Annotated in this window: 22 protein-coding genes; 3 read left to right on the forward strand and 19 right to left on the reverse strand. The window is 44.7% G+C overall.

All coding sequences use genetic code 11. The features are described from left to right. Nucleotides 1-61 precede the first annotated feature (61 nt). From ccmB to sixA, 15 genes are all read right to left on the reverse strand, one after another. Complete coding sequence (gene ccmB, locus AACQ79_RS05375; RefSeq protein ID WP_013856375.1) at nucleotides 62-730, reverse strand: heme exporter protein CcmB; 669 nt, start codon at nucleotides 728-730, stop codon at nucleotides 62-64. Further along, a complete protein-coding gene (gene ccmA / locus AACQ79_RS05380) occupies nucleotides 727-1,350 on the reverse strand; it encodes a cytochrome c biogenesis heme-transporting ATPase CcmA (protein WP_026027245.1) in 624 nt (207 codons plus the stop codon). The genes ccmB and ccmA overlap by 4 nt, the downstream gene beginning before the upstream one ends. A gap of 211 nt (nucleotides 1,351-1,561) precedes the next feature. Next, nucleotides 1,562-2,062 carry a DUF2802 domain-containing protein gene (locus tag AACQ79_RS05385; RefSeq protein ID WP_202598892.1) on the reverse strand — a complete coding sequence of 167 codons (501 nt, stop codon included), beginning with the start codon at nucleotides 2,060-2,062 and terminating at the stop codon, nucleotides 1,562-1,564. Continuing rightward, the gene (locus tag AACQ79_RS05390) at nucleotides 2,062-2,556 is read right to left on the reverse strand and encodes a chemotaxis protein CheW (protein ID WP_013856372.1); all 495 of its coding nucleotides are present in this window, start codon (nucleotides 2,554-2,556) and stop codon (nucleotides 2,062-2,064) included. The genes AACQ79_RS05385 and AACQ79_RS05390 overlap by 1 nt, the downstream gene beginning before the upstream one ends. Before the next feature lie 40 nt (nucleotides 2,557-2,596). Further along, complete coding sequence (locus tag AACQ79_RS05395) at nucleotides 2,597-3,583, reverse strand: chemotaxis protein CheW (protein WP_170898708.1); 987 nt, start codon at nucleotides 3,581-3,583, stop codon at nucleotides 2,597-2,599. After that, nucleotides 3,576-4,352 carry a ParA family protein gene (locus tag AACQ79_RS05400; protein WP_026027244.1) on the reverse strand — a complete coding sequence of 259 codons (777 nt, stop codon included), beginning with the start codon at nucleotides 4,350-4,352 and terminating at the stop codon, nucleotides 3,576-3,578. The genes AACQ79_RS05395 and AACQ79_RS05400 overlap by 8 nt, the downstream gene beginning before the upstream one ends. A gap of 10 nt (nucleotides 4,353-4,362) precedes the next feature. Continuing rightward, nucleotides 4,363-5,478 (reverse strand): protein-glutamate methylesterase/protein-glutamine glutaminase, encoded by a 1,116-nt coding sequence (locus AACQ79_RS05405; RefSeq protein ID WP_017045237.1) that lies wholly within the window; start codon nucleotides 5,476-5,478, stop codon nucleotides 4,363-4,365. A gap of 25 nt (nucleotides 5,479-5,503) precedes the next feature. Continuing rightward, nucleotides 5,504-7,798 (reverse strand): chemotaxis protein CheA, encoded by a 2,295-nt coding sequence (locus AACQ79_RS05410; RefSeq protein ID WP_017048523.1) that lies wholly within the window; start codon nucleotides 7,796-7,798, stop codon nucleotides 5,504-5,506. Between the two features lie 9 nt (nucleotides 7,799-7,807). Next, the gene (locus tag AACQ79_RS05415) at nucleotides 7,808-8,524 is read right to left on the reverse strand and encodes a protein phosphatase CheZ (protein ID WP_017045236.1); all 717 of its coding nucleotides are present in this window, start codon (nucleotides 8,522-8,524) and stop codon (nucleotides 7,808-7,810) included. Between the two features lie 57 nt (nucleotides 8,525-8,581). Next, complete coding sequence (gene cheY, locus AACQ79_RS05420) at nucleotides 8,582-8,950, reverse strand: chemotaxis response regulator CheY (RefSeq protein WP_033197405.1); 369 nt, start codon at nucleotides 8,948-8,950, stop codon at nucleotides 8,582-8,584. 44 nt (nucleotides 8,951-8,994) lie between these two features. After that, nucleotides 8,995-9,729 (reverse strand): RNA polymerase sigma factor FliA, encoded by a 735-nt coding sequence (locus tag AACQ79_RS05425; RefSeq protein WP_010318887.1) that lies wholly within the window; start codon nucleotides 9,727-9,729, stop codon nucleotides 8,995-8,997. Then, entirely contained in the window at nucleotides 9,722-10,609 is an 888-nt protein-coding gene (locus AACQ79_RS05430; protein ID WP_010318888.1) for a MinD/ParA family protein, read from the reverse strand. The genes AACQ79_RS05425 and AACQ79_RS05430 overlap by 8 nt, the downstream gene beginning before the upstream one ends. A gap of 13 nt (nucleotides 10,610-10,622) precedes the next feature. Continuing rightward, nucleotides 10,623-12,110 (reverse strand): flagellar biosynthesis protein FlhF, encoded by a 1,488-nt coding sequence (gene flhF / locus AACQ79_RS05435; protein ID WP_088732741.1) that lies wholly within the window; start codon nucleotides 12,108-12,110, stop codon nucleotides 10,623-10,625. Nucleotides 12,111-12,163: 53 nt separating this feature from the next. Next, nucleotides 12,164-14,257, reverse strand: coding sequence for a flagellar biosynthesis protein FlhA (gene flhA, locus AACQ79_RS05440; RefSeq protein ID WP_013856364.1), 2,094 nt, complete (start codon nucleotides 14,255-14,257; stop codon nucleotides 12,164-12,166). A 181-nt stretch (nucleotides 14,258-14,438) separates the two neighbouring features. Continuing rightward, complete coding sequence (gene sixA / locus AACQ79_RS05445) at nucleotides 14,439-14,903, reverse strand: phosphohistidine phosphatase SixA (protein WP_017042529.1); 465 nt, start codon at nucleotides 14,901-14,903, stop codon at nucleotides 14,439-14,441. 214 nt (nucleotides 14,904-15,117) lie between these two features. Here sixA and AACQ79_RS05450 point away from each other — a divergent pair, with 214 nt between their 5' ends. After that, entirely contained in the window at nucleotides 15,118-17,895 is a 2,778-nt protein-coding gene (locus AACQ79_RS05450; protein WP_170898710.1) for an insulinase family protein, read from the forward strand. A gap of 26 nt (nucleotides 17,896-17,921) precedes the next feature. Here the strand turns inward: AACQ79_RS05450 and AACQ79_RS05455 are convergent, their stop codons facing one another. Beyond that, nucleotides 17,922-18,518, reverse strand: a complete 597-nt coding sequence (locus tag AACQ79_RS05455) for a VOC family protein (protein ID WP_017049126.1) — start codon at nucleotides 18,516-18,518, stop codon at nucleotides 17,922-17,924. Nucleotides 18,519-18,723: 205 nt separating this feature from the next. Between AACQ79_RS05455 and argS the strand changes: the two genes are divergently transcribed. Both argS and AACQ79_RS05465 read left to right on the forward strand, forming a co-directional pair. Continuing rightward, the gene (gene argS, locus AACQ79_RS05460) at nucleotides 18,724-20,460 is read left to right on the forward strand and encodes an arginine--tRNA ligase (protein WP_029388093.1); all 1,737 of its coding nucleotides are present in this window, start codon (nucleotides 18,724-18,726) and stop codon (nucleotides 20,458-20,460) included. An 83-nt stretch (nucleotides 20,461-20,543) separates the two neighbouring features. Beyond that, entirely contained in the window at nucleotides 20,544-20,972 is a 429-nt protein-coding gene (locus AACQ79_RS05465) for an HIT family protein (protein ID WP_013856359.1), read from the forward strand. Nucleotides 20,973-21,084: 112 nt separating this feature from the next. Here AACQ79_RS05465 and AACQ79_RS05470 read toward each other — a convergent pair whose 3' ends face one another. The 3 genes from AACQ79_RS05470 to AACQ79_RS05480 are packed head-to-tail and all read right to left on the reverse strand — an operon-like array spanning nucleotide 21,085 to nucleotide 23,812. After that, nucleotides 21,085-21,315, reverse strand: coding sequence for a FeoC-like transcriptional regulator (locus tag AACQ79_RS05470; protein WP_096036573.1), 231 nt, complete (start codon nucleotides 21,313-21,315; stop codon nucleotides 21,085-21,087). After that, nucleotides 21,312-23,585, reverse strand: coding sequence for a Fe(2+) transporter permease subunit FeoB (feoB, locus tag AACQ79_RS05475; protein WP_094163674.1), 2,274 nt, complete (start codon nucleotides 23,583-23,585; stop codon nucleotides 21,312-21,314). The genes AACQ79_RS05470 and feoB overlap by 4 nt, the downstream gene beginning before the upstream one ends. Beyond that, nucleotides 23,585-23,812, reverse strand: a complete 228-nt coding sequence (locus AACQ79_RS05480; protein WP_013856356.1) for a FeoA family protein — start codon at nucleotides 23,810-23,812, stop codon at nucleotides 23,585-23,587. Before AACQ79_RS05480 ends, feoB begins: the two co-directional genes overlap by 1 nt. Nucleotides 23,813-23,983 lie beyond the last annotated feature (171 nt).

Here is a 23,983-nt window from a genome sequence, read left to right on the forward strand (position 1 = left end):
TTATTGTGTTGTTGATACGCAACGCTCAAATGCATTGCTGAAAATATCGTTCGTACTTAATTTAGTTAACGCTGACTCTCAATGCTGCGCTAATAGCAAATGGAGTTAATGTTATCGCGCCCATAAACATTGCCCCCAAAACAGCCAATTGACCGTTGTAGAGCATGCCAAGCGATGCTGCATCAATAGCTGATGTAGCGAAGATTAAAATCGGGATATACAAGGGTAAGACCAGTAGGCTCAGCAACACGCCACCTTTTTGCAAGCCTACGGTCAATGCAACACCAATAGCACCGATAAAACTCAACGTTGGCGTGCCAATGAACAAAGTCAATACAACCGCAAGCCACGTATTAAAATCTAATGACAATAATACGGCTAACAATGGGCTAATTAAAATTAAAGGCAGTCCAGTCAATAACCAATGAGCCACGACTTTTGAAATAACGACTATGGGTAATGGCACTGGGATCAGCATCATTTGTTCAAGCGACCCGTCTTGAAAATCATCGCGAAACAGACGCTCAAGTGATAGTAGCGCCGACAGTAACGCCGCAACCCAAACAATACCTGCGGCGATACGGGCGAGCAAAGCAGGCTCTGGGCCGATACTCAGCGGAAATAGGGTGATCACTATGATAAAAAACCACAGTGGATTAAAAATATCGGCTTGACGTCGAAAAGCGATCAATAATTCACGACGGATGATCATCCCCATGGTCACGATCATGACTCATGCCCCAATTTAATTTTTCGCAATTGCGGATAGTTAGCAAACATATCTTGGTGTGTGGTCAATACAACGATGCCACCTTGTTGCGCATGCGCTAGAAATAAGGCTTCCAACACTTTGACACCTTGCTTATCAATCGCAGTTAACGGTTCATCTAAAATCCACAACTTTTGTTGACTGAGCCACAAACGAGCCAGCGCAACTCGGCGCTGTTGTCCGGCAGAAAGCTGGCCTGCAGCCACGTCTTCTCGGCCAGCTAAACCTACTTTAGCCAAGGCTTGATATATCTCTTGAGAAGACGATTCTGCATTATGCACTGATTGATAAAAATGAAGATTCTCGAATGCCGTCAAATCGCGCTTAACCCCAGTTTGATGACCAAGAAACAGTAAATCTTGGTGGTAATCATCACGATTAGACTCAATATTCATGCCATTCCACAAAATAGAACCATCCTCTCTATCACCTAACCCGGTAATAATTCGTAGTAAGGTCGTTTTACCTGTGCCGTTCCGTCCTTCAATCTGCACCAATTCGCCAGCATGAATCACAAAGCTAAGTGCTTCAAACAGAACTCTTTCATCACGAATTGCGGTCAGGTTATTTACTTCAAGCATGTGCATCTAAATCGAGAAATTTGAGCCGCTATATTAGCACACCACACCTAATACAAAACATAATAAGACTATTACCAGTCACGAAACTAGGTAAGAAACTGTTAATTTTTAATTATTTTCTGTCTCATTTACTACTTTGTGGCTACATTTAGCCACATTCAAAACTAGAGAGGGAAGCCATTGGCTTCCCTCTCTAGTTTCGCTCTTTCGACTATTTTTTGGCAGGTCGCCTCGTACTTTGCACCGGCTCGCGACCTTCCGGGTGACTACTCAGTGGCGGGATGCTTTCATGCCCTGCAATTTTCTTCTGCAAGGACATCATCAACTCAGCTTCAGCTTTAGGTAGCTCACACTCTTTAATAAGCTCATTGATGTCAGCACCGAGTTGGACCATTTTTGTCGCTCGGCTGTATAAACGCCCATCCGTATCAACATGTTCCAATTCAGTAATTCGCTCGTTTAAATGCTGGATGAGATCCTGCTGATCCGTCACTTTTTGGCCAAGACCAATAGCAACTGAGCGTATTTCCAACAGCTGTCTATTCGCCTTTTGCAACTCCTTATCTAACGATCGGGCTTGTTGTCTTTGGTGATCAATCTGTTGGGCAAGTCCCTGACGTACACGAAGTAACACCAGCAACAAAAATACAACAACAAAAACCGCGCTCCCTATAAGAATAACAGGAGCACTGAACAACATAGCTTCGCTCATTATAGGTGGACCATCTCGTCCCACTCGTCTTCAGTTAGCAGTTTATTCAGGTCAACAAGGATCAATAGCTTACCGTCACGGTTGCTCACGCCTTGGATAAACTTAGCGCTCTCATCGGTACCAACACTTGGTGTAGTATCGATTTCAGAAGAACGTAGGTAAACTACTTCCGCAACGCTATCGACTAAAATACCAATCACTTGGCGCTCAGATTCAATCACAATAATGCGTGTATTATCCGTGATTTCACCTTGCATTAAGCCAAAACGAGATCGTGTATCAATGACGGTCACAACATTACCACGTAGGTTAATGATGCCAAGAACATAATCAGGAGCACCTGGTACCGGTGCAATTTCTGTATAGCGGAGTACTTCACGTACCTGCATTACATTAATTCCGTATGTTTCTTCTTCTAGTTGGAACGTCACCCACTGAAGCACTTCGTCGTTAGACTTGTCTTTTCTTACTTCTACTTCGTTAGTCTGAGACATACCTTTTCCTCTCTAAGTCGATTCCGACATCAATGTATTATTATTTCTCTAGTGCTTTTACATCAAGCCCTGCATTAAGCATAGCTATCAATGCTTCAACATGGATCAAAGCACACATTTTTTCTTTTACCATTCCAGCAAGCCACGGCCTTTTGCCTGCCTGTTCTCGCCAGCGGACCTTCTCTGAGCTTAGCAATTCTGTACCCATAAGCTGAGTACTTGCTAACCCCCACATACTGTCACCAAGCATGACGATGTATTGATAACCTTCTTTGTAGCTATCATCATGGAGCTTTTCTGCCATTACCCATTTTGCCGTATCGACAACATCTAGCTGATTATCTTTATTCGTTTGCAGTCCAAGGTACCAAGCAGGTCGACCGATTAAATGATTGAGCGTTGCCATACGGTGGATCCCCCCAAGTTCATCAAGAGGCACCGCAAACGTCACACCATTCACTTCAAAATAGAGCACTTGAAAATCTCGTGTTCTCGCAGTGCTTTGCCATGTACCAATTCCAGAGTAGCCCGCTTGCGTTTCAAGTTCGACTTCAGCCGTCGGTTGCTCAACCACTTCCACGTCAACAGCAAATTCTTCAACAGTGTCTGCCGCAGTCAGAATTTCAACTTCAGGTTCTGTTTCCAAAGTATCGGCGGGAATATCCCATTCTTGGATCTCTTCAACAATTTCAGCCACTGGTTGAGTTTTTAAAGCGATCTGAACGGTGTTTTGCTCCATGATCTCTTCCAGCTCTAACTCTGCCACTGGATTACTTGATTCTAGCTGGCTTAATAAGCGCTGCACATCATCTAAATTCGGCAGCTCAAACTCAACCACTTCAGCATGGTAATAACTTTTTTCCGGTACAGATTGCACCGATGTCGAAAGCGCTAGCTCAAGTTCAGCAAGGGACAATTCTTTTTGCTCTTCCGCTTTCAGCTCAAGTTCAATCGCTTCTTCATCTAGTAACGCTGTAAAGTAGTCATCGAGTGCTTGTTCACTGGATAAAAATGGCCCACTACTCATCAATAGCTAGCCTCTCTAAATAAATCAGCAACTGTTTATAAGCAAAAACACCACGGCTACCTTCAGCAAAATGAGAAGCAGGCAAGCGCTTTAAACTCGCATCACGAAACTTGGTGTCTATAGGTACAGCAGAGCTCCAAACTTGCTCTGGGTAATCTTTTTTAAGTTGATTCAGCGTTTGCAAAGAAGCCCGGGTTCGCTTGTCGTACATAGTCGGTACGATAGTCACTTTAAACGATCGACTACGAGATTTTTGCATGATGGCTAAGGTGCGAATCATCCTTTCGAGCCCTTTCATAGCCAGAAACTCAGTCTGCACTGGAATTAAGATACGATCGCTGGCGGCCAATGCATTAACCATCATTACCCCTAAGATTGGAGGACAGTCGATCAATACGTAGTCATAATTATGGCGCAATGCAAGAAGCGCACGTTTCAAAATCAGCCCCATTCCACTGCGGTTGCCCATGACTCTATCTAAAGTGGCTAGAGACATATGGGCAGGGATGAGATCAATGCCTTCAACATCGGTTTTTAGGATAAGAGGGGTAACGCTTTGCTCTGTTAACTCACGTTGCTGAAATAGGTCAAACAGGCTGACGGGCACGCCATCAGAATCATAACCTAAGTATGTAGTAAGCGAGGCGTGAGGGTCAGTATCGACCAACAGCACTCTTTTGCCTTGCTGACTTAGCAAACCAGCAAGCGTAATCGTTGTGGTTGTTTTACCCACACCGCCTTTTTGGTTTGCAATACTCCATACAATCATTGAACTTCCTTTATGCGAGGCCAACTTCAACTAACATTCGTTCTGATATACGCTCTAACGGTAAATCTTCAGACGAGATCCCCGCTTTTGCGACAGCTTGCGGCATGCCATACACCACGCAACTTTCTTCATCCTGAGCCCAAATGGTTGCCCCTGCGGCTTGTAACATTCGAGCCCCTTCACGACCATCGGCTCCCATACCAGTCAATATCATTGATAGCACTTTATCTGCATAGATCTTCGCCGCAGAACCGAATGTTATATCAACACACGGCTTATAGTTCATACGTTCGCCACCATCGATAATGCGCAATTTAGCACTACCCGGACGGCCCTCAATCATCATCTGTTTACCACCCGGAGCCAAATAGGCAACGCCTGGGCGCAATGCATCACCATCTTCTGCTTCTTTCACTTCAATTTTACACAGTGAGTTGAGCCGGTTTGCAAATGCAGCAGTGAAGGTGGCTGGCATGTGTTGAATGAGTACGATCGGATGCGGATAATTCGCAGGTAACTTCGTCAATATTTTTTGTAACGCAACCGGGCCCCCTGTAGAGGTACCGATAGCGGTCAACTGATATTTTTTACCTGTAGCTTTAAAGCGAGCCAATGTGCCCATTGATTTCGGCGCAGGGGAACTCGCCGTTGTAGCCGCTGTTCTATTGGCAAACGGCGACGATGTGCTCGGCACTGGGCGTGAAACCAAAGGTCTTCTCAGCATCCCTTTTTTCGACGCGATTTGAATAACCCGTTGTTGTAATAAAGCGACAGCCTCATCACGGTTACGGGCAATATCTTCAAACTTTTTCGGTAAGAAATCTAACGCTCCAGCATCTAAAGCATCTAGCGTTGCTTTGGCACCATCATGAGTCAGCGATGAGAACATCAAGATTGGGATCGGGTTCGCAGCCATAATTTCACGGACAGCAGTAATGCCATCCATAACTGGCATCTCAATATCCATTGTAATGACATCAGGCTTTAAGATTCTCGCTTTTTCTACGGCTTCTTTACCGTTAGTTGCAACATCAATCACTTCTAGACGGGTGTCAGAGTTAATAATTTCACTCACACGCCGTCTAAAAAAGCTCGAATCATCAACGACTAATACTCTAATCGCCATGGGTGTCCTTATATTGTGTGCTCATTTAAATGCGGGAAGCAGCAGCATACTGCTTAAGCAAATCTGGCACATCTAGTATTAGTGCAATATGTCCATCGCTGGTAATCGTTGCCCCAGCCATACCCGGTGTTTTTTGAAGAAGCTTATCTAGTGGTTTGATTACCACTTCTTCTTGGCCAATTAAGGTATCAACCACAAAACCAACTCGCTGGCTACCAATCTGAACAATAACAACATGTCCATGACCTTTACGCAGTTCTATTTTACCCGCTTTAGGTGCTAGCCAATTCTGTAAGTAGAAGAGTGGTATCGATTTTTTACGTACTATGATGGTCAATTGTCCATCAACGACGTTCGTCCGGCTAAGATCAAGGTGGAAGATTTCATTCACGCTCGCAAGCGGTAGAGCAAATGGATGCCCTGCGACCCCAACCATCAATGTCGGTAAGATAGCGAGTGTTAGCGGCACTTTGATCGTAATCTTAGTCCCTTTGCCCATCTCAGAATCGATGTCAATTGAACCATTGAGTGTATTGATGGCTGTTTTTACAACATCCATCCCAACACCACGACCAGAAATGTCTGAAATTTGCTCTTTACTGGAGAATCCCGCCATAAAGATTAAGTTAAAACACTCTTTATTGGAGAGACGCGACGCCGCATCTTCATCCATCATGCCTCGTTTAACCGCAATACTACGCAGCTTATCTGGGTCCATACCGCCGCCATCATCGACGATAGCTAGCTCAATATGATCACCTTCTTGCGAAGCTGAGAGTATGATTTTACCCGTGCTTGGCTTTCCAGATTTGCTACGCACATCAGGCATTTCAATGCCGTGGTCAACTGAGTTACGCACTAAGTGGATCAATGGGTCTGCAAGCGCTTCAACCAAGTTTTTATCAAGGTCTGTTTCTTCGCCCCGCATTTCAAGCACGATGTCTTTTTTCAGGGTACGTGCAAGGTCTCGAACCACGCGAGGGAAACGACCGAACACTTTCTTAATCGGTTGCATGCGCGTTTTCATAACAGCGCCTTGCAAATCCGCAGTAACTACATCAAGGTTAGCCACCGCTTTTGCCATCTCTTCGTCGTTGCTATTAAGCCCTAAACTCAGCAAGCGGTTACGCACTAGCACCAATTCGCCAATCATGTTCATAATGATGTCGAGCGTTGATGTATCAACACGGACTGTTGTTTCCGGCTGAGTTTGCGCTTTTTTAGCCACAGCAGGTGCTGATACTTCTTTTTTCTCAGCCACTGCAACCGGAGCTTTCGCAGGGGAAGAGGTGGCTGGAGCCGTTACTTTAGGCTGAGGAGCAGGTGTAGGTTTCGCCGCTTCAGCTTTCGGTTTTGCGGTCTCTGTTGGTTTTACAGGCTCTGCTGGCTTCACATTTTCAGAAGCAGGTCTGGTTGCCATTTCCAACTCTTCTGGCAATGGCCCTTTTCCTGAGCCATGCAGTTCGTCAAGAAGCTTTTCAAACTCCTCGTCCGTCATCAAATCATCGCCACCACCAGCAGAAGCTTTAGGTGCCGCTGTTGATTTAGGCGGAGTAGTTGGTTTCGCTGTAACCTCAGGAGCGGGTTCAACGGTTGGAGCTTTGCCTACGCCGTGCAGTTCATCAAGCAGCTTTTCAAATTCGTCATCCGTAATGTCACCACTAGCAGCCACTGATGCACTTGGGGCTTTAGGCGCTGGGGCCGCCGGTGCGGCATTTTCAGAATGAGCATTAGGCGCGGTGCCCTTGCCATGTAATTCGTCTAACAGTTTTTCAAATTCATCTTGCGTGATTTCATCGATAGAATTTGACGCGACAGCCTTTGAGGCCACTGGTTGAATGACTTCCGGTTCAGGCGCTTCGATAGCGGCCTCTTCCTCGACTTCAACTTCAGCAATAACAGGCTCCACTTCGTCAATTTCATCTTCAGAAGCAGGACGACACAATTTATGAAGTTCATCGAGTAGAGCGGGATCTGCAGGCTCTAAGGGTTCTTGATCTTGAACAGCGCGAAACTGTGCGTTAACGGTGTCTAAAGCTCGTAACATCGTATCCATCAAGCTCGATGTTACACTTCTTTGGCCATTGCGTAAGATATCAAATACGTTCTCGGCACCGTGGCACGTCTCAACCAGCTCGGTGAGGGCAAGAAACCCGGCCCCACCTTTAACGGTATGGAAACCGCGGAAAATCGCATTTAATAACTCCCTGTCTTCGGGGTTGTTCTCAAGTTCAACCAATTGCTCTGAGAGCAATTCGAGAATTTCACCTGCTTCAACCAAAAAGTCCTGAAGAATGTCGTCGTCTAATTCGTAGCTCATACGTTACCCCTAAAAACCAAGACTCGATAACAAATCATCGACTTCGTCTTGAGATGAAACCGCATCGGCTCTTTCATGAGGGTTCAAAATAGGACCTTCAGGTTCGATAGATGGGTTCTTCTTGTCTGTTTTTTGTTCTATTTGGTTAGCCCCAAAGGCAGTGAGAATCTCAACTAGGCGTTTCTCAACTTCATTAACCAGCGTAATAACACGCCGAATTATTTGGCCAGTGAGATCTTGAAAGTCTTGAGCCATCAATATCTCAGTTAGCTGACCTCGCAATTCGCTGCTGTTGCCTTCAACTTGTGATAGTAGATCATCAATACGGTGACAAAGTGCTTTAAACTCAATGAGATCAATACGCCCATGCATCAACTCATTCCATTGTGGACGCACTTTTAACAAACCTTCGTGAAGGCTGTCAGCGATCGGCATACATCGATCCACTGCATCCATTGTTTTATTCGCAGCTACTTCCGTTTTATCAATTACATATTGAAGACGATCCCTTGCATCTGGAATTTCGTCATTTGCAATCTCAGCCATCCGTTCATCAAGGTTGAACTGTTTGAGCGATTCATGCAGTTCCCTTGTCAAAGTGCCTATTTCTTGCAGCATTGGATTGCTTGCTTTGTCGTAGGTCTCTTTAAAGAGTTGATTCGCCTGATCTTGCTGTCCATTTTCCAGTAGCTGAACGAGTTCTTTTGCTTGTTCTAATGAAATCATCGATTAGCCTTTTCGCGCATAAATGAATAGAGCACCTTTTGTCTGTGACCACACGCTTTATAAACGCTCGAAAATTTTATCCAGTTTTTCTTTAAGCGTAGCAGCAGTAAAAGGTTTTACGATATAACCATTCACACCTGCTTGAGCAGCCTCGATGATTTGTTCGCGTTTTGCTTCTGCGGTGATCATCAGAACAGGCAGATGCTTAAGTTCTGCGTCTGCTCGGATATTTTTCAACAAATCGATGCCTTGCATGCCCGGCATATTCCAGTCTGTAACCACAAACTCAAAATCACCTTTCTTTAGCATAGGCAACGCTGTCAGGCCATCATCTGCTTCTTGGGTATTATTGAAGCCCAAATCACGAAGTAGATTCTTAACAATACGGCGCATTGTTGAAAAGTCGTCAACAATAAGGATCTTCATGTTTTTATTCAAAATTGCCTCCACTGAGCTCGAAATCAGTGATATTAGTCATTTTGCGTCCAAGAACTTAACTTCGTTCTTAGTCGCTGCATAGATTGGCTTAGTATCTGGCTAACGCGGGATTCGCTAACACCTAGAACTTCACCAATTTCTTTTAAGTTTAGCTCTTCATCATAATAGAGCGAAAGTACCAAAGCTTCACGTTCTGGAAGTGATTTTATTGATTCAACCAATGCTTTACGAAACGATTCATCGGCGACTCCCTTAAATGGCGAGTTGTCTTCATCGTCATCCAGAGGAGAAATTGCATCATCAGAAATACCTAAATCTTCGATTCCGACAATCCGTGAGCAATTAATGTCAGTTAATACAGTATGGTACTGATCCAGCGACATGCCTAAATACTTCGCAACTTCTGTATCAGTTGGGTTTCGGTTTAGCTCACCTTCTAGAACTGAAATTGCATGGGTTATCTCTCGGTTGTGTTTATGAACCGAGCGTGGAACCCAATCACCACGCCGAATATCGTCGAGCATAGCTCCACGAATTCGAATTCCTGCGTAGGTTTCAAAGCTTGCACCTTTACTCCCATCATAATTTTTTTGTGCTTCAAGTAGGCCTATCATACCGGCTTGTATTAGATCTTCGACTAATACGTTTGGTGGCAGGCGACCTGCTAAATGGTGTGCAATACGCTTAACCAATACAGAGTATTTTTCTAAAAATGCTTGTTGGCTCTTTAGGTTTCCGTGTTGGTCATAAGTAAGCGCTTTATTCACCGAATGGTTCCCCTACACTTTCTGTTCTATTTAGCAAACGCTCGACAAAAAATTCCAGATGGCCTGTCGGCGTTCTTGGAATTGGCCACGTTAACGCTTTACTTGCCAACGAGCTGATTGCCAGTGCCGCAGGTGACCGTGGAAACGCATCGACCACTATTTTTTGTTTTTTTACTGCTTGTCGCACTTTATCATCCAAAGGTATGCAAGCAACAAGTTCAAGGCTCACATTTAGGAATCTTTCTGTCACTAAAGTTAATTTAGCAAATAATTCCCGTCCTTCACGATAACTTCTCACCATATTGGCCACAATTTTAAAACGTTGCACTTGGTGTTCACGACTTAAGAGCTTGATCAGCGCGTAAGCGTCGGTGATGGATGTCGGTTCGTCACATACCACGATCACTACATCTTGTGCGGCGCGACAGAAGCTCACGACCATATCAGAAATACCTGCGGCTGTATCGATGAGCAGAATATCCATCTCATCTTCTAAACTGCCAAAGGCGCGTATTAAACCAACATGTTGGGCGTGTGACAACTCTGTCATCGACTGTGTGCCCGAGGTCGCTGGAATTATTCGTATCCCAAAAGGCCCCTCGACGATGGCATCTTTGAGTTCACACTCGCCAGCCAGTACATGCCCTAAGTTTCGCTTCGGGCGTATGCCAAGCATCACATCCACGTTAGCTAAACCTAAGTCTGCATCCAACACCATGACTTTTTTGCCTTGACGAGCCATGCAGATCGCCATGCCGAGTGTCACGTGAGATTTACCCACACCACCTTTACCACCAGTCACAGATATGACTTTGGTCAGTGACGGTTGAGTTAAGCGGCGTAAACCGCTCGCTTGGTCATATATCATATTATTCGCCATATTTGTCCGCCGCCTAGAATCTCTCGGAGTCGCTGCTCCAATAGTGAGGTTCATTCTCTGTCGACTTCTCTAGCAATTCGTTTGCCTTTGCAACCATGTACTTCGGCTGGGCAATCACAATATCTTCTGGTACACGCTGGCCATTCGCGATGTAAGCAACGGGCAGTGCGTTTTGAACCACGACACTCACAAATTCCCCTAAGCTCAATGATTCATCAAGCTTAGTCATAATGCACCCTGAAAGAGGGATCCTTCTAAAGTGCTCGATTGTTTCTTGTAATACTTTTCTTTGTGCCGTTGCAGGCAGAACAAGGTAACTGTGGATGATTTCGCCACTCTCTTGCATCAGGGTATCGAGCTGCTCTGATAACCGAACATCACGCTGCCCCATCCCCGCGGTATCAACTAAAATTAAACGCCGATTTCTTAGCTGATATATTACATCGGCTAACTCACTGGAATCTTTAGCAACTCTTACTGGACAACCCATGATTCGGCCATAAATAGAGAGCTGTTCATGAGCACCAATACGGTAGGTATCTGTGGTGACTAGAGCGACGTTATCAGCGCCATACTCCATAGCGGCGCGAGCGGCTAGTTTAGCAATGGTGGTGGTTTTACCAACCCCTGTTGGGCCTAATAGCGCAACCACACCACCACGTTTCAGAATATCTTGTTTGGAAACAGGGACTTGATCAGCCACTAAGCCAAGCAGTGCCTTCCAAGCTTTAGTTGGAGCAGTATCTTCTGGGATATAGCACGCAAGCTGGTCAGCCAGTTCTTGTGAAACCCCCATGCGCTCAAGTCTTTTAATGAGCATGGCACGCAAAGGCTCTCGACGCTCAACTTCTTGCCACATTAATCCTGACACTTGATGTTCTAATAGGCGGCGTATTGAGGTCATCTCTTCACGCATGTTTTCCAGCTCTGGGTTCGAAACACTCGCCTCTTGCGTTGGGTAACGATCATAACGCGACGGATCTAACTTCGGCGTTTGACGGGTGGACGCTCTTCTATCCTCTGCAATTAACTTCGCTAATGGCGAATCGGCTCGTAACTCTGCACTACCGTGTCCTGAGTTGGTGTTAGATGAACCTGATTGACGTTGCAATAATGCAGAGAGCGAATCTTCATTTTCGGCGTGATAGTCCGAATCTGAGCCACTTGGTGCGCTGTACTGCTTTAACATATTTGCGAAACGTTTGGTCATTGAACGCCCAGTGTCTGCGCTGTTTTGCAGGCTGACTCGATCATCATCCAACTCACGAGAGGATTTGTTCAAAGACGGGGTGACTTGGGTGTAACCTTGTTGTCTAGGCTGCGAATTATAGCGCTTGGCACTGTTTTGCTGGGTGGGCTGTTCACCATCCACAGCGGCAACGATTTCCACACCACCCGCGACTTTTTTATTCGACATGATCACCGCTTCCGCACCAAGCTCTTCTTTCACTTGCAGCAGCGCTGTTCGCATATCTTTGGCAAAAAATCGTTTTATTTTCAAAGCAGATATCCGTGTTTAAATGGCTAAAGCCCGATTAGTTAACAGCAGTTTCGTTAGTTACCAACGGCTTGAACAATCCGAATTTGTTTCTCGTCAGGTATTTCTTGATAAGAGAGCACACGCAAATTAGGTATCGTGTTTTTCACAAACTTCGCCAAAGTTGAACGAAGTACACCAGACGTGAGTAACACGGCGGGCTCACCTTTCAATTCTTGTTCTTGCGTTGCATGGCTCAGTGCAGCTTGTAGACGCTCTGCTAAGCCTGGCTCAATACCTGCCGATTCTCCTCCTGACGCCTGCATGGTTTGATGCAATATTTGTTCCAGCTCAGGAATTAGTGTTATCACTGGTAGTTCAGGTTCTATACCATTGATTTCTTGGACGATTAAACGCTTCAATGAGATTCGAACGGCCGCCGTTAGGATGTCAGGTTCTTGACTCCGCCCAGAATACTCCGCCAAGGTTTGTATTATGGTTCGAATATCTCGGATTGGAATCGCTTCATTGAGTAGGTTTTGCAGTACCTTAACGACTGTACCCAACGGCAGTTGATCTGGAACGAAATTTTCAACTAGCCTTGGCGCTGAGCGACCCAGCATTTCAATTAAGTTTTGAACCTCTTCATGACCAATCAGTTGCGAGGCGTTATTAGTGAGAAGCTGACTCAAATGAGTGGCGAGTACGGTCGATGAGTCCACAACTGTGTAACCGAGAGCTTGTGCGTGTTCACGTTGTTCTTCACGGATCCAAACCGCTTCAAGGCCGAATGCAGGGTCGAGTGTGCGTTCACCGTCAATAACACCATAGACTTGACCAGGGTTAATCGCCAGTTCTTGATCTGGGCGGATCTCCGCTTCACCAACAGCAACCCCCATTAAGGTAATGCGATAACTATTGGGTGTTAATTCTAAATTGTCGCGAATATGCACTGCGGGGATGAGAAAGCCAAAGTCTTGCGACAGTTTTTTCCGAACACCTTTTACGCGTTCGAGCAGCTCTCCACCTTGATCTCGGTCCACCAGCGGTATCAATCGATAGCCCACTTCTAAGCCAATCACATCAACGGGTTGAACATCATCCCAAGAGAGCTCTTTTTGAGTGGGTGCTTCGTTGTCCACTTTTGCAGGCAGTTTCTTTTCATCGGCGGTTTTTTTCTGTTTGCGTATCATCCAATACGCGCAACCACCCGCTAATGCGGCTAGCAATAAGAAAGCAAAGTGAGGCATACCCGGCACAATGCCCATGATGCCGAGAATACAAGCGGTAATCATCAATGCTTTAGGGTTGTCAAACAGTTGGAAGACGACTTGCTCTCCCATATCTTCATCGGTATTTTGACGGGTAACCATCATGGCAGCGCCAATCGAAAGCAGCAATGAGGGGATCTGAGCCACTAAGCCGTCACCAATGGTCAGCAGTGTGTAGATTTGGATCGCTTCCTTAAAACCCAACCCATATTGCGCCATACCAATCGATAAGCCGCCAATAATGTTGATGAACAAAATTAAGATCCCGGCAATCGCATCCCCTTTAACAAATTTTGACGCACCGTCCATTGAACCGTAGAAATCCGCTTCTTTGGTTACTTCAAAGCGTCTCAGCCGCGCTTGGTCTTGATCGATTAAACCCGCATTTAAGTCCGCATCTATGGCCATTTGCTTACCCGGCAAAGCATCTAGGGTAAAGCGAGCACTCACCTCAGAAATACGTCCCGCACCTTTGGTTACTACCATGAAGTTGATGATCATCAAGATCAAAAACACCACTAAACCAACGGCGTAGTTACCACCGATCACCACACTACCAAACGCTTCAATGACGTTACCAGCCGCCCCGGGGCCTTCATGACCATACAATAAAACCACACGGGTTGAAGCGACGTTCAAGGCTAGTCGAAGTAAGGTTGCAATAAGCAAAACCGTAGGAAAAGCAGCAAAATCAAGCGGTCTACGGGTATAGACAGTGACGAGTAACACAACCATCGATAAGGCAATGTTAAAAGTGAAAAACAGATCCAATAGGAAGGCCGGGATCGGTAAAACGACCATAGCCAACGTGGCCAATACCATAACCGGCGCACCGATTGCTGGCATACTTCGCTGCGGTATTGATGGCAATTTATCTGCAAATGGGAGAGTAAATTTCATAGGTTAGCAAGCAATCTGTTGATAAATATCTATAAATGCGACAATGCGTTAACTCGGCGATGCAATTTTTAGTCCAGTAAAACAGTCAAAATAATGGCTACATTAGTAAAGGCAATAACCCTTCACTTAACGTAGCCTAGTTATTCAAATCACGTAAACTTCTTTTACTTTGAATGGTGGTTTAAGGATTAATACTCCAGATCTGCTGTCCTTTACGCAACTCTCTATCATATTCGATACCAATCAGGCCGGATGTGGGGAACATTGGAGGGACTAAATCGGTAACAAATTCAGCCGCGAGATAGCCAACTAACGGTAAATGAGACACCAGCAGCACTGATTCGATTTGTTCTACATCGGCCAAGGCAGAGACATACTCAAATACCACTTCCGCTTTCCCATAAGGTGTGATGTCATCACAAGTCACAACATCATCGGCATTAAAATAAGAGGCTATCGCAGCCCAAGTTTGCTGCGCCCGTAAGTAAGGGCTTACCAATACTTTATCTACATGGCGAAGATCTTGCTTTTCACAAGCACGAGCCACAGCAACAGACTCACGAAGACCTCTTTCGGTTAAGGCCCTTTGTGCATCACTCGCTGCATAATGTTCAGCTTCTCCGTGACGCATAATAAAAATCTTCATTACTCATTCCTAGTGGTTATTATCTATGCCGTCTAGGCGGCTTTATTCTCGATTATATCAGGCAACCAAGCAAAGACTTCGACACTGTTAACAGTCTATTAAAAAGTCTCCTGAAGGACTAAAATGGCACTTCGCTCATAAAATCATTGCTTGAAATTTGCACCTAACCGTTTCAACGCCATAATTAAAAAAGCCTTTTCTGTGGAGAGTCACTGTGCATTTAAGCCCTAACGACACCAACCAATACCGCTACATTACGTTAACTAATGGTCTGAGAACATTACTTATTCAAGCGGATGATGCACAAAAGTCAGCCGCTGCTTTAGCGATTAATGTGGGGCATTTTGATGACCCTGAAGACAGAGAAGGTCTTGCCCACTATCTGGAACACATGCTGTTTTTAGGCACAGAAAAGTACCCGAAAATTGGTGAGTTTCAAAGTTTTATTAATCAACATGGTGGCAGCAATAACGCATGGACTGGTACAGAGCACACCTGTTTTTTCTTTGATGTAAGCCCAAATCATTTTGAAAAAGCCTTGGACCGATTCAGCCAATTCTTTTGTGCCCCCTTGTTTAATGAAGAAGCCCTAGATAAAGAACGCCAAGCGGTGGATTCTGAATTTAAACTCAAACAGAATGATGATTCGAGAAGGCTCTATCAGGTTCAAAAAGAAACCATTAATCCGCAACACCCGTTTGCTAAATTTTCAGTGGGTAATTTAGAAACGCTGTGTGATAGAAATGGTGTCTCTATCCGTGAAGAAATTGTCCGTTTTCACCATGAAAATTACTCGGCTGATTTGATGACGCTCTCGCTAGCAGGCCCACAGACACTTGATGAGTTAGAGCAGTGGGCAAGAGATGAATTTTCCTCCATCCCAAATAAACAGCTCGGCCCGAAAAAAATAGAGGTGCCTTTTGTTTTAGACGCGCACCGAGGCGTCTTGATTCAAATCGAGCCACGAAAAGAGATCCGCAAACTGATTTTAAGCTTCCCTGCCCCAAGCACGGATGACTTTTATCATGTCAAACCTCTCTCTTATTTCGCCCATCTCATCGGTTACGAAGGTGAAGGCAGTTTAATGCTGGCATTAAAAGAGAAAGGTTGGATCACGTCCTTATCGGCTGGAGGCGGCGCGAGTGGCAGCAATTATCGTGAGTTTTCGATAAGTTTTAGCCTGACACATGAAGGCGTAAAACAGGTCGATAACATCATCCAGTCACTCTTTACTCAGATTAAATTAATCGCAGATCAGGGGCTAAACGAATGGCGTTACCTTGAGAAAAGAGCGGTGCTTGAATCGGCTTTTCGCTTTCAAGAAACGACAAGGCCATTAGACATGGTCAGCCATTTAGTGGTTAATATGCAGCACTATCAGCCGCAAGACACCATCTATGGCGATTATATGATGGCGGGCTACAACGAATCACTACTTAAGCAAGCACTTCATTATTTGACTCCTGAAAATCTACGCGCCACGTTAATTGCTAAAGATGGGTATTACGATAAGAAAGCGAAATGGTATTTTACACCTTATTCAATTACTCCATTATCGGCGTCACAACTTGCAGCATTCGCAACCCCTTGCGACATTGAAACAAACTTACCGCCACTCAATCCTTTTATCTGTTACGACTTAGACCCAAAACCGTTAGAGCCTTCAACGTCTTTACACCCGGAAGTCATTGAAGAGTTACCAGGCTTTCGTTTATGGCATCTACAAGACCATGAATTTAGAGTGCCTAAAGGGGTAATTTACATCGCGATTGATAGCCCCATCTCGGTAGCCACTGCTCGAAATATTGTTAAAACCCGTCTCTGTGTGGAAATGTTTTTAGACTCGCTGGCCACGGAAACTTACCAAGCAGAAATTGCTGGGATGAGTTACAACATGTACGCTCATCAAGGCGGCGTCACCCTGATGCTTTCTGGTTTTAGCGAAAAACAACCACAGTTAATGGAGATGATTCTCGCACGCTTTGCTAAACGTGATTTTAGCCTAAAACGCTTTAACACCATCAAGCAACAACTGCTTCGTAACTGGCAAAATACCACTAAAGATCGTCCAATTTCGCAGCTTTTCAATGCAATGACGGGTATTTTACAACCCAACAACCCTCCTTATGAAACGCTACTTGGTGCCTTAAAACAGATAGAAGTCGATGAGCTCAGTGATTTCGTTGAACAAATATTAGCGCAACTTCATGTTGAGATGTTTGTCTATGGCGACTGGTTAAGAAGTAATGCACAAGCGATGGCAGATACGCTTAAAAATGCATTACGAGTCAAAGATCAACAGTACGAGGAATCATTAAGACCACTCGTCATGCTCGGAGAGAGTGGGACTTTTCAAAAAGAGGTTCACTGCGATCAAGAAGATTCTGCTGTGGTGGTCTATTATCAGTGCAATGATGCCGCACCGCGCAGCATCGCCTTATATTCATTAGCTAATCACTTGATGTCCGCTACATTTTTTCATGAAATTCGCACTAAGCAGCAACTTGGTTATATGGTCGGAACGGGCAACATGCCATTAAACCGTCACCCAGGCATCGTACTCTACGTCCAGTCACCGAATGCTGCCCCTTATGAGCTGATTAGCGCTGTAGATGAATTTTTAAATGCTTTTTACATGGTGTTGCTGGAGCTCAACGAATACCAGTGGCACAGCAGTAAGCGCGGTTTATGGAATCAAATTTCAACGCCCGACCCCACCCTTCGCAGCCGTGCGCAAAGACTTTGGGTTGCTATCGGCAATAAAGATGCCGGCTTTGATCAAAGAGAGCAGGTTTTGAGTGAACTGAAATCACTCAGTCGCAGTGATATGATCCGCTTTGTGGTCAATGAGCTAAAACCAAGGACCGCCAATCGACTGATCATGCACAGCCAAGGAAACGCACATCAAACGGTTCAGAAACTCAGTTTAGGGCAAGAAATTGGCTCAATTGAAGCGTTCCAGCTTCGGCCTAAAAGCTATAACTTAGGATAACCGTACTTCATCGCCATCAGAGCAATTTATCTTTGCTCTGATTTTACGATCTCTTTTAAAGAGTGGGGATGCAGTTTAATGCACACGCCTTGCCACTTAAATGCAACCGTCGGGTTATGTAATCGCTCCCCTTCCCCTTTTGGACTGGACAATTTAACTTGAACACCTTGAGTGTCTAATGTTGTCCAGCATTCTTTTAATCGTGGGTAAACCGACAGTATATCCTGCAAATAGGCTTGCGCGGTTTGTGCCTCAGATGGCACCACAAATTCCACATGCTCCCAGCTCTGCTCTGGATAAATTTTTCCCTCGGCAGGGTAAGGCAATTCCAAACATTCTATTGACCAACTATTAGCCGATAGCGGCACCGTAAATTCAATCACGATGATAGGACGGCCATTTATCTGAGCACTCGATATTTCTCGCCCTTCCTCCAGCCATGCCGCATGTGCTAATGACGCTAATTTACGATCATTAATGCGCAGTGCAATGTGGTCAGCTTGATTTGTGGATAAATCAATATGCAAAATTTTGGTTAATTCTTGAATTTTATGCATAAATTTATCTAAATTCTGCTTAAGCTGTTCAGGATGAAGCGCTGCATTCTTTAATGGTTCAAGCATTTAAATGGTCCAAAATGATGATTATCGTCTAATAGTACCAACAACTCTTCGAAAAGTAGAAAATTTCCTAATTTAGTCCCTATAAGCGCCTCAATAAAATTGGTATTATGTGCGCCAAATGATGAACAAAATTAAGATATGTATTGGCACTAAATGGTGAATAAAATGCATACCTTTGCAATTCCAAGAATTAAAGGAAACGCGTGTGAATATCCAAGCACTGATTAATGACAAAGTATCTCAGGCTCTTGAAGCCGCAGGCGCACCAGCTGGCAGTCCTGCTGCTGTTCGCCAATCGGCCAAAGCGCAATTTGGTGACTATCAAGCCAATGGCATTATGGGCGTAGCTAAGCAACTGGGTACCAACCCGCGAGAATTTGCTCAAAAAGTATTGGATGTTCTGGACCTCGATGGCATTGCGAGCAAAACGGAAATTGCAGGCCCAGGTTTTATCAACATTTTCCTCAGTGAAGCGTTTCTTGCTAAACAAGCTGATATCGCCCTAGCAGATGAGCACCTTGGCGTAACAAAAGAAGCGCAGAAGACGATCGTCGCAGACTACTCAGCGCCTAACGTTGCCAAAGAGATGCATGTAGGTCACTTACGCTCAACCATTATTGGTGACGCTGTTGTGCGTACCTTGGAATTTTTAGGCCATAAAGTGATCCGCGCCAACCACATCGGTGACTGGGGCACGCAATTTGGTATGTTGATAGCCAACCTTGAACGTGTGCAACAAGAATCTGGTAACGAAGTTTCAATGGAACTTTCCGATCTTGAAGCTTTCTATCGTGAGTCAAAAAAACTCTACGACGAAGATGAAGTGTTTGCCGCTAAAGCACGAAATTATGTGGTCAAACTACAAAGCGGTGACGAATTCTGCGCTCAAATGTGGAAAAAATTGGTGGACATCACCATGATCCAAAACCAGCGTAACTATGATCGTTTGAATGTTTCGCTCACGCGCGATGATGTGATGGGCGAAAGCATGTACAACGACATGTTGCCCGGCATCGTAGCCGATTTAAAAGAAAAAGGTTTGGCGCAAGAAGATGATGGCGCACAAGTCGTTTTTCTTGAAGAATACAAAAATAAAGATGGCGAGCCGATGGGCGTTATCATCCAAAAACGTGATGGCGGCTTCTTATACACCACAACCGATATCGCGTGTGCAAAATACCGTTATGAAACCTTGGGTGCGGACCGTGTGCTGTACTTTATCGACTCGCGTCAACATCAACACCTAATGCAAGCATGGACGATTGTCCGCAAAGCGGGCTATGTACCTGAAGAAGTGACTCTTGAACACCACGCCTTTGGTATGATGCTAGGCAAAGATGGCCGCCCGTTCAAAACTCGTGCTGGCGGTACTGTTCGTCTGGCCGATCTTCTCGATGAAGCGCAAGAGCGTGCCGCTAAATTAATTGAATCCAAAAACCCTGATTTAGACGCCGCAGAAAAAGCGAACATTGCCAATACTGTCGCGATGGCCGCAGTGAAATATGCTGATCTTTCTAAGCACCGTACTACCGATTACGTGTTTGACTGGGACAACATGTTGGCATTTGAAGGTAACACTGCACCTTACATGCAGTATGCCTACACACGTGTCGCGTCAATTTTTGCTAAAGCAGGCGTATCGATGGATAACCTGACGGGTGAAATTAAAGTCACACAAGAGAAAGAAAAAGCTTTGATTGCGAAACTTCTGCAGTTTGAAGAAGCGGTACAAGCTGTTGCCCGCGAAGGCCAACCTCACATTATGTGTAGCTACCTATTTGAATTAGCTGGCCAATTCTCTAGCTTCTATGAAGCATGCCCAATCTTAGTCGCTGAAGATGAAAGTGTGAAACAAAGCCGCCTAAAACTGGCTGCGTTGACAGCAAAAACCATCAGGCAAGGTCTGTCGCTACTCGGTATTGATACATTAGAACGTATGTAACGACAGCTATGAGTGAATGAAAGGGTTGACCATGGTCAGCCTTTTCTTTTATCGGTGATAACATCCGTGCAAGTGAGATTGACATGAATTTTGAACTCCACCCGCAACTGGCCAAAGACACTTCCGTCATTGGCGAATTTCCTCTTTGCTTAGCATTACTCCATAAAGATAATGCCGTGCCTTGGATTATTCTGGTGCCTAAACGTGCCAATTTAAAAGAGCTGCATCATCTACCAATGCAGGAACAGCAACAATTTTTGTGTGAATCTCAAGCCGTTAGCCAAGCTCTTGAAGCCACGTTTTGTCCAGATAAACTCAATTTAGGTGCGCTGGGTAACATGGTTCCTCAGCTCCATATTCACCATGTTGCTCGATTTAAAAATGACATAGCATGGCCTGGGCCTATCTGGGGCAATACTCAAGGGATAGTGAGAGCCGAACAAGAGCAGCAAGCGATCTTAACCAGAATCCAAAATGTTCTATCACTGAGTTCTATTTTTAGAAAAGGATAAACGTCGTCTCTCACACAATATATTAGGTAAAAGATAGATTGGGTAAAAGTTTGAAAGCCGCTGACATCAGCGGCTTTCGTTTATCAGACAGAATGCCTAGCATCAATTATGACTAAAGTACGACAGTCAAAGACAGCCCGTTATTTCGGTTAAGCCCATAACGCACTCTTGTTACGTGGTGAGCCTTGTTGGTATCGATAGTGCGCGACAACACACCTTTTCTTATCCACACGGCTAACATAGCGTCAACGCCGTCCTCACTGAGCGAAAACTTTTTCGCAATCGCCGAGCGGCTAACGATCCCATTATCTTCAATGTAGCGCTTTAACTCATTTAATATCATGCCACTTGTACCTCAAGCACCGTTTTCTGCTGGAGTCCTTTTCGCTTAAGCATTTTAAAGGTCAACAAACTCGCCATAACAATGGCAATAATCCACGTTAAACTTTCAACTGGGGTTTCGGTGATCCTAGTCGCTTGGTAATAAAGCGCGGCGCCACCATACGCAAGCCCCATCGTCCATACTGCGATAAAACGAGCGTAATTCGCACCAAACTCACGAACATAAGCCCCCATGGCTGCAACACAAGGCGTGTAAAGCAAAATGAAGATAAGGTAGGCAAATGCGGCATGACCAGTGACAAAGTGCTGTTTCAAATTACCAAAGATTGAGGCATCTACGGCTTGCTCTTCAGCCACTGCGCTACTGTCTGTCAAGTCTCCGACTTCGATACCGAGCGGATCAGAGAAGCTTAATCCCGTTAGGTTTTCTGGAATAGACATAACCGCTTCTTGTAGGCTCGCCATTAGGTCATATTCACTTTCATCACCTTCAGCAGAGGTATATAAATTGTTTAATGTTCCGACTACCGCTTCTTTTGCAAAAATACCCGTGATGATACCCACTGTCGCTGGCCAGTTATCTTGATTGATACCAATAGGAGCAAATACCGGCGTAACCACTTGAGCCACTTTTGATAACACGGAGTTGTCACTATCTTCATTACCAAAGCTGCCATCAGTACCAACTGAATTGAGGAAGCTTAAGATCATAACAACGATGACAATCGTTTTCCCTGCACCGAGAACAAAACGTTTTAATTTCTGCCATGTTTTGATCATGATGTTTTGTAGCGTTGGGATCTCGTAATCTGGCATCTCCATGACTAGGCTGTCGCTTGAACCCGGATAGAGCGTATGCTTCAAAACCAAACCAGTGAACACTGCGGCTAAAATGCCCAACAAATAAAGAGCAAAAACTACATTTTGACCGCTTTCAGGGAAAAACGCCGCAGCAAATAGCGCATACACGGGCAAACGTGCACCACATGACATAAAGGGTGCCATCGATGCCGCTAATTTACGTTCACGTTCTTGATCTAGAGTTCGGGTCGCCATAATCGCGGGAACGTTACAACCAAATCCTAAAACAAGCGGAACAAACGCTTTACCCGGTAGGCCTATCTTCTGCATCACTTTATCTAAAACAAAAGCCGCGCGAGACATATAGCCAGAACTTTCGAGTACAGCTAAAAATAAGTACAAACAAGCGATAACTGGGATAAATGTGGCGACGGTTTGAATACCTCCGCCAAGGCCATCTGCTAATAATGTCACTAGCCAAATAGGCAAATGATCATCCAGTAAGTAGTGCCCGCCATCAACCAATAACGCCCCGACGCCAATGTCGAAGAAATCAATGAAAGCGCTCCCAATATTGATCGAGAACATAAACATTAAGTACATAACCACAAAGAAAAACGGTACACCCACCCATTTATTTAAAATCAGCTTATCTGCTTTTTGTGTAAAACTGTGGCTTAGTTTCCCTTCGGTTTTGCGGATCTGCTGGCACTGTTCATGCAAAAATGTGTATTTGGTATCAGCGACATGCAGATCAATATCCAAACCACTTTGCAATTGCTCTTTCTGGATAAGCTCACGCTGCACTTCTGGTAATCCATTAATCACCAAAAGATCATTTTCTAAAGCACGAATAGCCAATGCGCGAGGTGCCACTTGCTTATGTTGAAAAATAGTGGCTAATTTTCCGATCGATTGTTCAAATGCACTGCCGTAATCCAATAGCAGTTCTTTAAGAGCTACGCCTTGCAGCAGTACTTTATGCAGCTTTTCTTTGAATCGACTCACCTGCTCTTTACTGGTAGCAGAAAGCATAAAAACGGGGCAACCTAGAACTTTCTCAAGTTGTTGAATGTCTAGGCTTTGACGCTCTCTTTTTAAAGCGTCCATTTTATTCAAAACCACAATCATTGGACGCCCGAGCTCTCTCAATTGAAGCGTCATATAGAGACTGCGCTCCAAACACGTCACGTCCACAACGTTAATGATTAAATCAGCAGGATGTGTAAGAACCGCTCTAGAGGCAATGGATTCGTCAATGCTGTTACTGTCATTCCCGCTGTCAAGTGCGTAGATGCCCGGCAAATCCGTTAGTATGAATTCATCTCCAGAATGAGTGTAGCGACCCGTTTTTTTCTCAACTGTAACACCAGCCCAGTTACCGACTTGTTGCTTAGAACCAGTCAGCCCATTAAATAACGTTGTTTTGCCACTATTAGGGTTACCAACGGTTAGAATTTGATATCGCACTACGCTCTCTCCACTTCAATACAAGCGGCTATATTTTCACGTACCGCTAAAGAGACGCCTCTCACTTCAAGTTGAAGTGGATCTCCCATAGGAGCTCTTCTGATTAACGTAACAGTAGTTAGAGGCAGCAAGCCCATCACCATCAATTTTTTACGAATGTCATTTGGAAGTTGATTGAACGCGACAATGCTCGCGCTATCCCCTTCATTTAATTGAGATAATTTCATCTATCTTGCTCTCAATGGTAGTGGTAATGAGAAATATTTTTATTAACAGGCGAATAATACACGCGCTAACCCTCTATTTTATTGCGTGAAATCAAAGATTGCATAAATCCATCACGTTGTTTTCGGTAAATAAACTGACGTTAAAAACGTTAAAAAATTATCAGGTACAAA

Origin of the sequence: Vibrio sp. 3-2(1) (genome assembly GCF_963887575.1) — a bacterium.
Taxonomy (GTDB): Bacteria; Pseudomonadota; Gammaproteobacteria; order Enterobacterales; family Vibrionaceae; genus Vibrio; species Vibrio anguillarum.

Coding starts and splice junctions, on each gene's coding strand:
- ccmB (WP_013856375.1), bottom strand. CDS start 730: ATGATCGTGACCATGGGGATGATCATCCGTCGTGAATTATTGATCGCT.
- cheY (WP_033197405.1), bottom strand. CDS start 8,950: ATGAAGATCCTTATTGTTGACGACTTTTCAACAATGCGCCGTATTGTT.
- AACQ79_RS05405 (WP_017045237.1), bottom strand. CDS start 5,478: ATGGCGATTAGAGTATTAGTCGTTGATGATTCGAGCTTTTTTAGACGG.
- AACQ79_RS05455 (WP_017049126.1), bottom strand. CDS start 18,518: ATGCTTGAACCATTAAAGAATGCAGCGCTTCATCCTGAACAGCTTAAG.
- AACQ79_RS05395 (WP_170898708.1), bottom strand. CDS start 3,583: ATGAGTAGTGGGCCATTTTTATCCAGTGAACAAGCACTCGATGACTAC.
- AACQ79_RS05415 (WP_017045236.1), bottom strand. CDS start 8,524: ATGATTTCATTAGAACAAGCAAAAGAACTCGTTCAGCTACTGGAAAAT.
- AACQ79_RS05430 (WP_010318888.1), bottom strand. CDS start 10,609: ATGGCGAATAATATGATATATGACCAAGCGAGCGGTTTACGCCGCTTA.
- AACQ79_RS05385 (WP_202598892.1), bottom strand. CDS start 2,062: ATGAGCGAAGCTATGTTGTTCAGTGCTCCTGTTATTCTTATAGGGAGC.
- AACQ79_RS05480 (WP_013856356.1), bottom strand. CDS start 23,812: ATGAAATTATCTCAATTAAATGAAGGGGATAGCGCGAGCATTGTCGCG.
- ccmA (WP_026027245.1), bottom strand. CDS start 1,350: ATGCTTGAAGTAAATAACCTGACCGCAATTCGTGATGAAAGAGTTCTG.
- sixA (WP_017042529.1), bottom strand. CDS start 14,903: ATGAAGATTTTTATTATGCGTCACGGAGAAGCTGAACATTATGCAGCG.
- AACQ79_RS05390 (WP_013856372.1), bottom strand. CDS start 2,556: ATGTCTCAGACTAACGAAGTAGAAGTAAGAAAAGACAAGTCTAACGAC.
- AACQ79_RS05465 (WP_013856359.1), top strand. CDS start 20,544: ATGAATTTTGAACTCCACCCGCAACTGGCCAAAGACACTTCCGTCATT.
- flhA (WP_013856364.1), bottom strand. CDS start 14,257: ATGAAATTTACTCTCCCATTTGCAGATAAATTGCCATCAATACCGCAG.
- AACQ79_RS05400 (WP_026027244.1), bottom strand. CDS start 4,352: ATGATTGTATGGAGTATTGCAAACCAAAAAGGCGGTGTGGGTAAAACA.
- AACQ79_RS05470 (WP_096036573.1), bottom strand. CDS start 21,315: ATGATATTAAATGAGTTAAAGCGCTACATTGAAGATAATGGGATCGTT.
- AACQ79_RS05410 (WP_017048523.1), bottom strand. CDS start 7,798: ATGAGCTACGAATTAGACGACGACATTCTTCAGGACTTTTTGGTTGAA.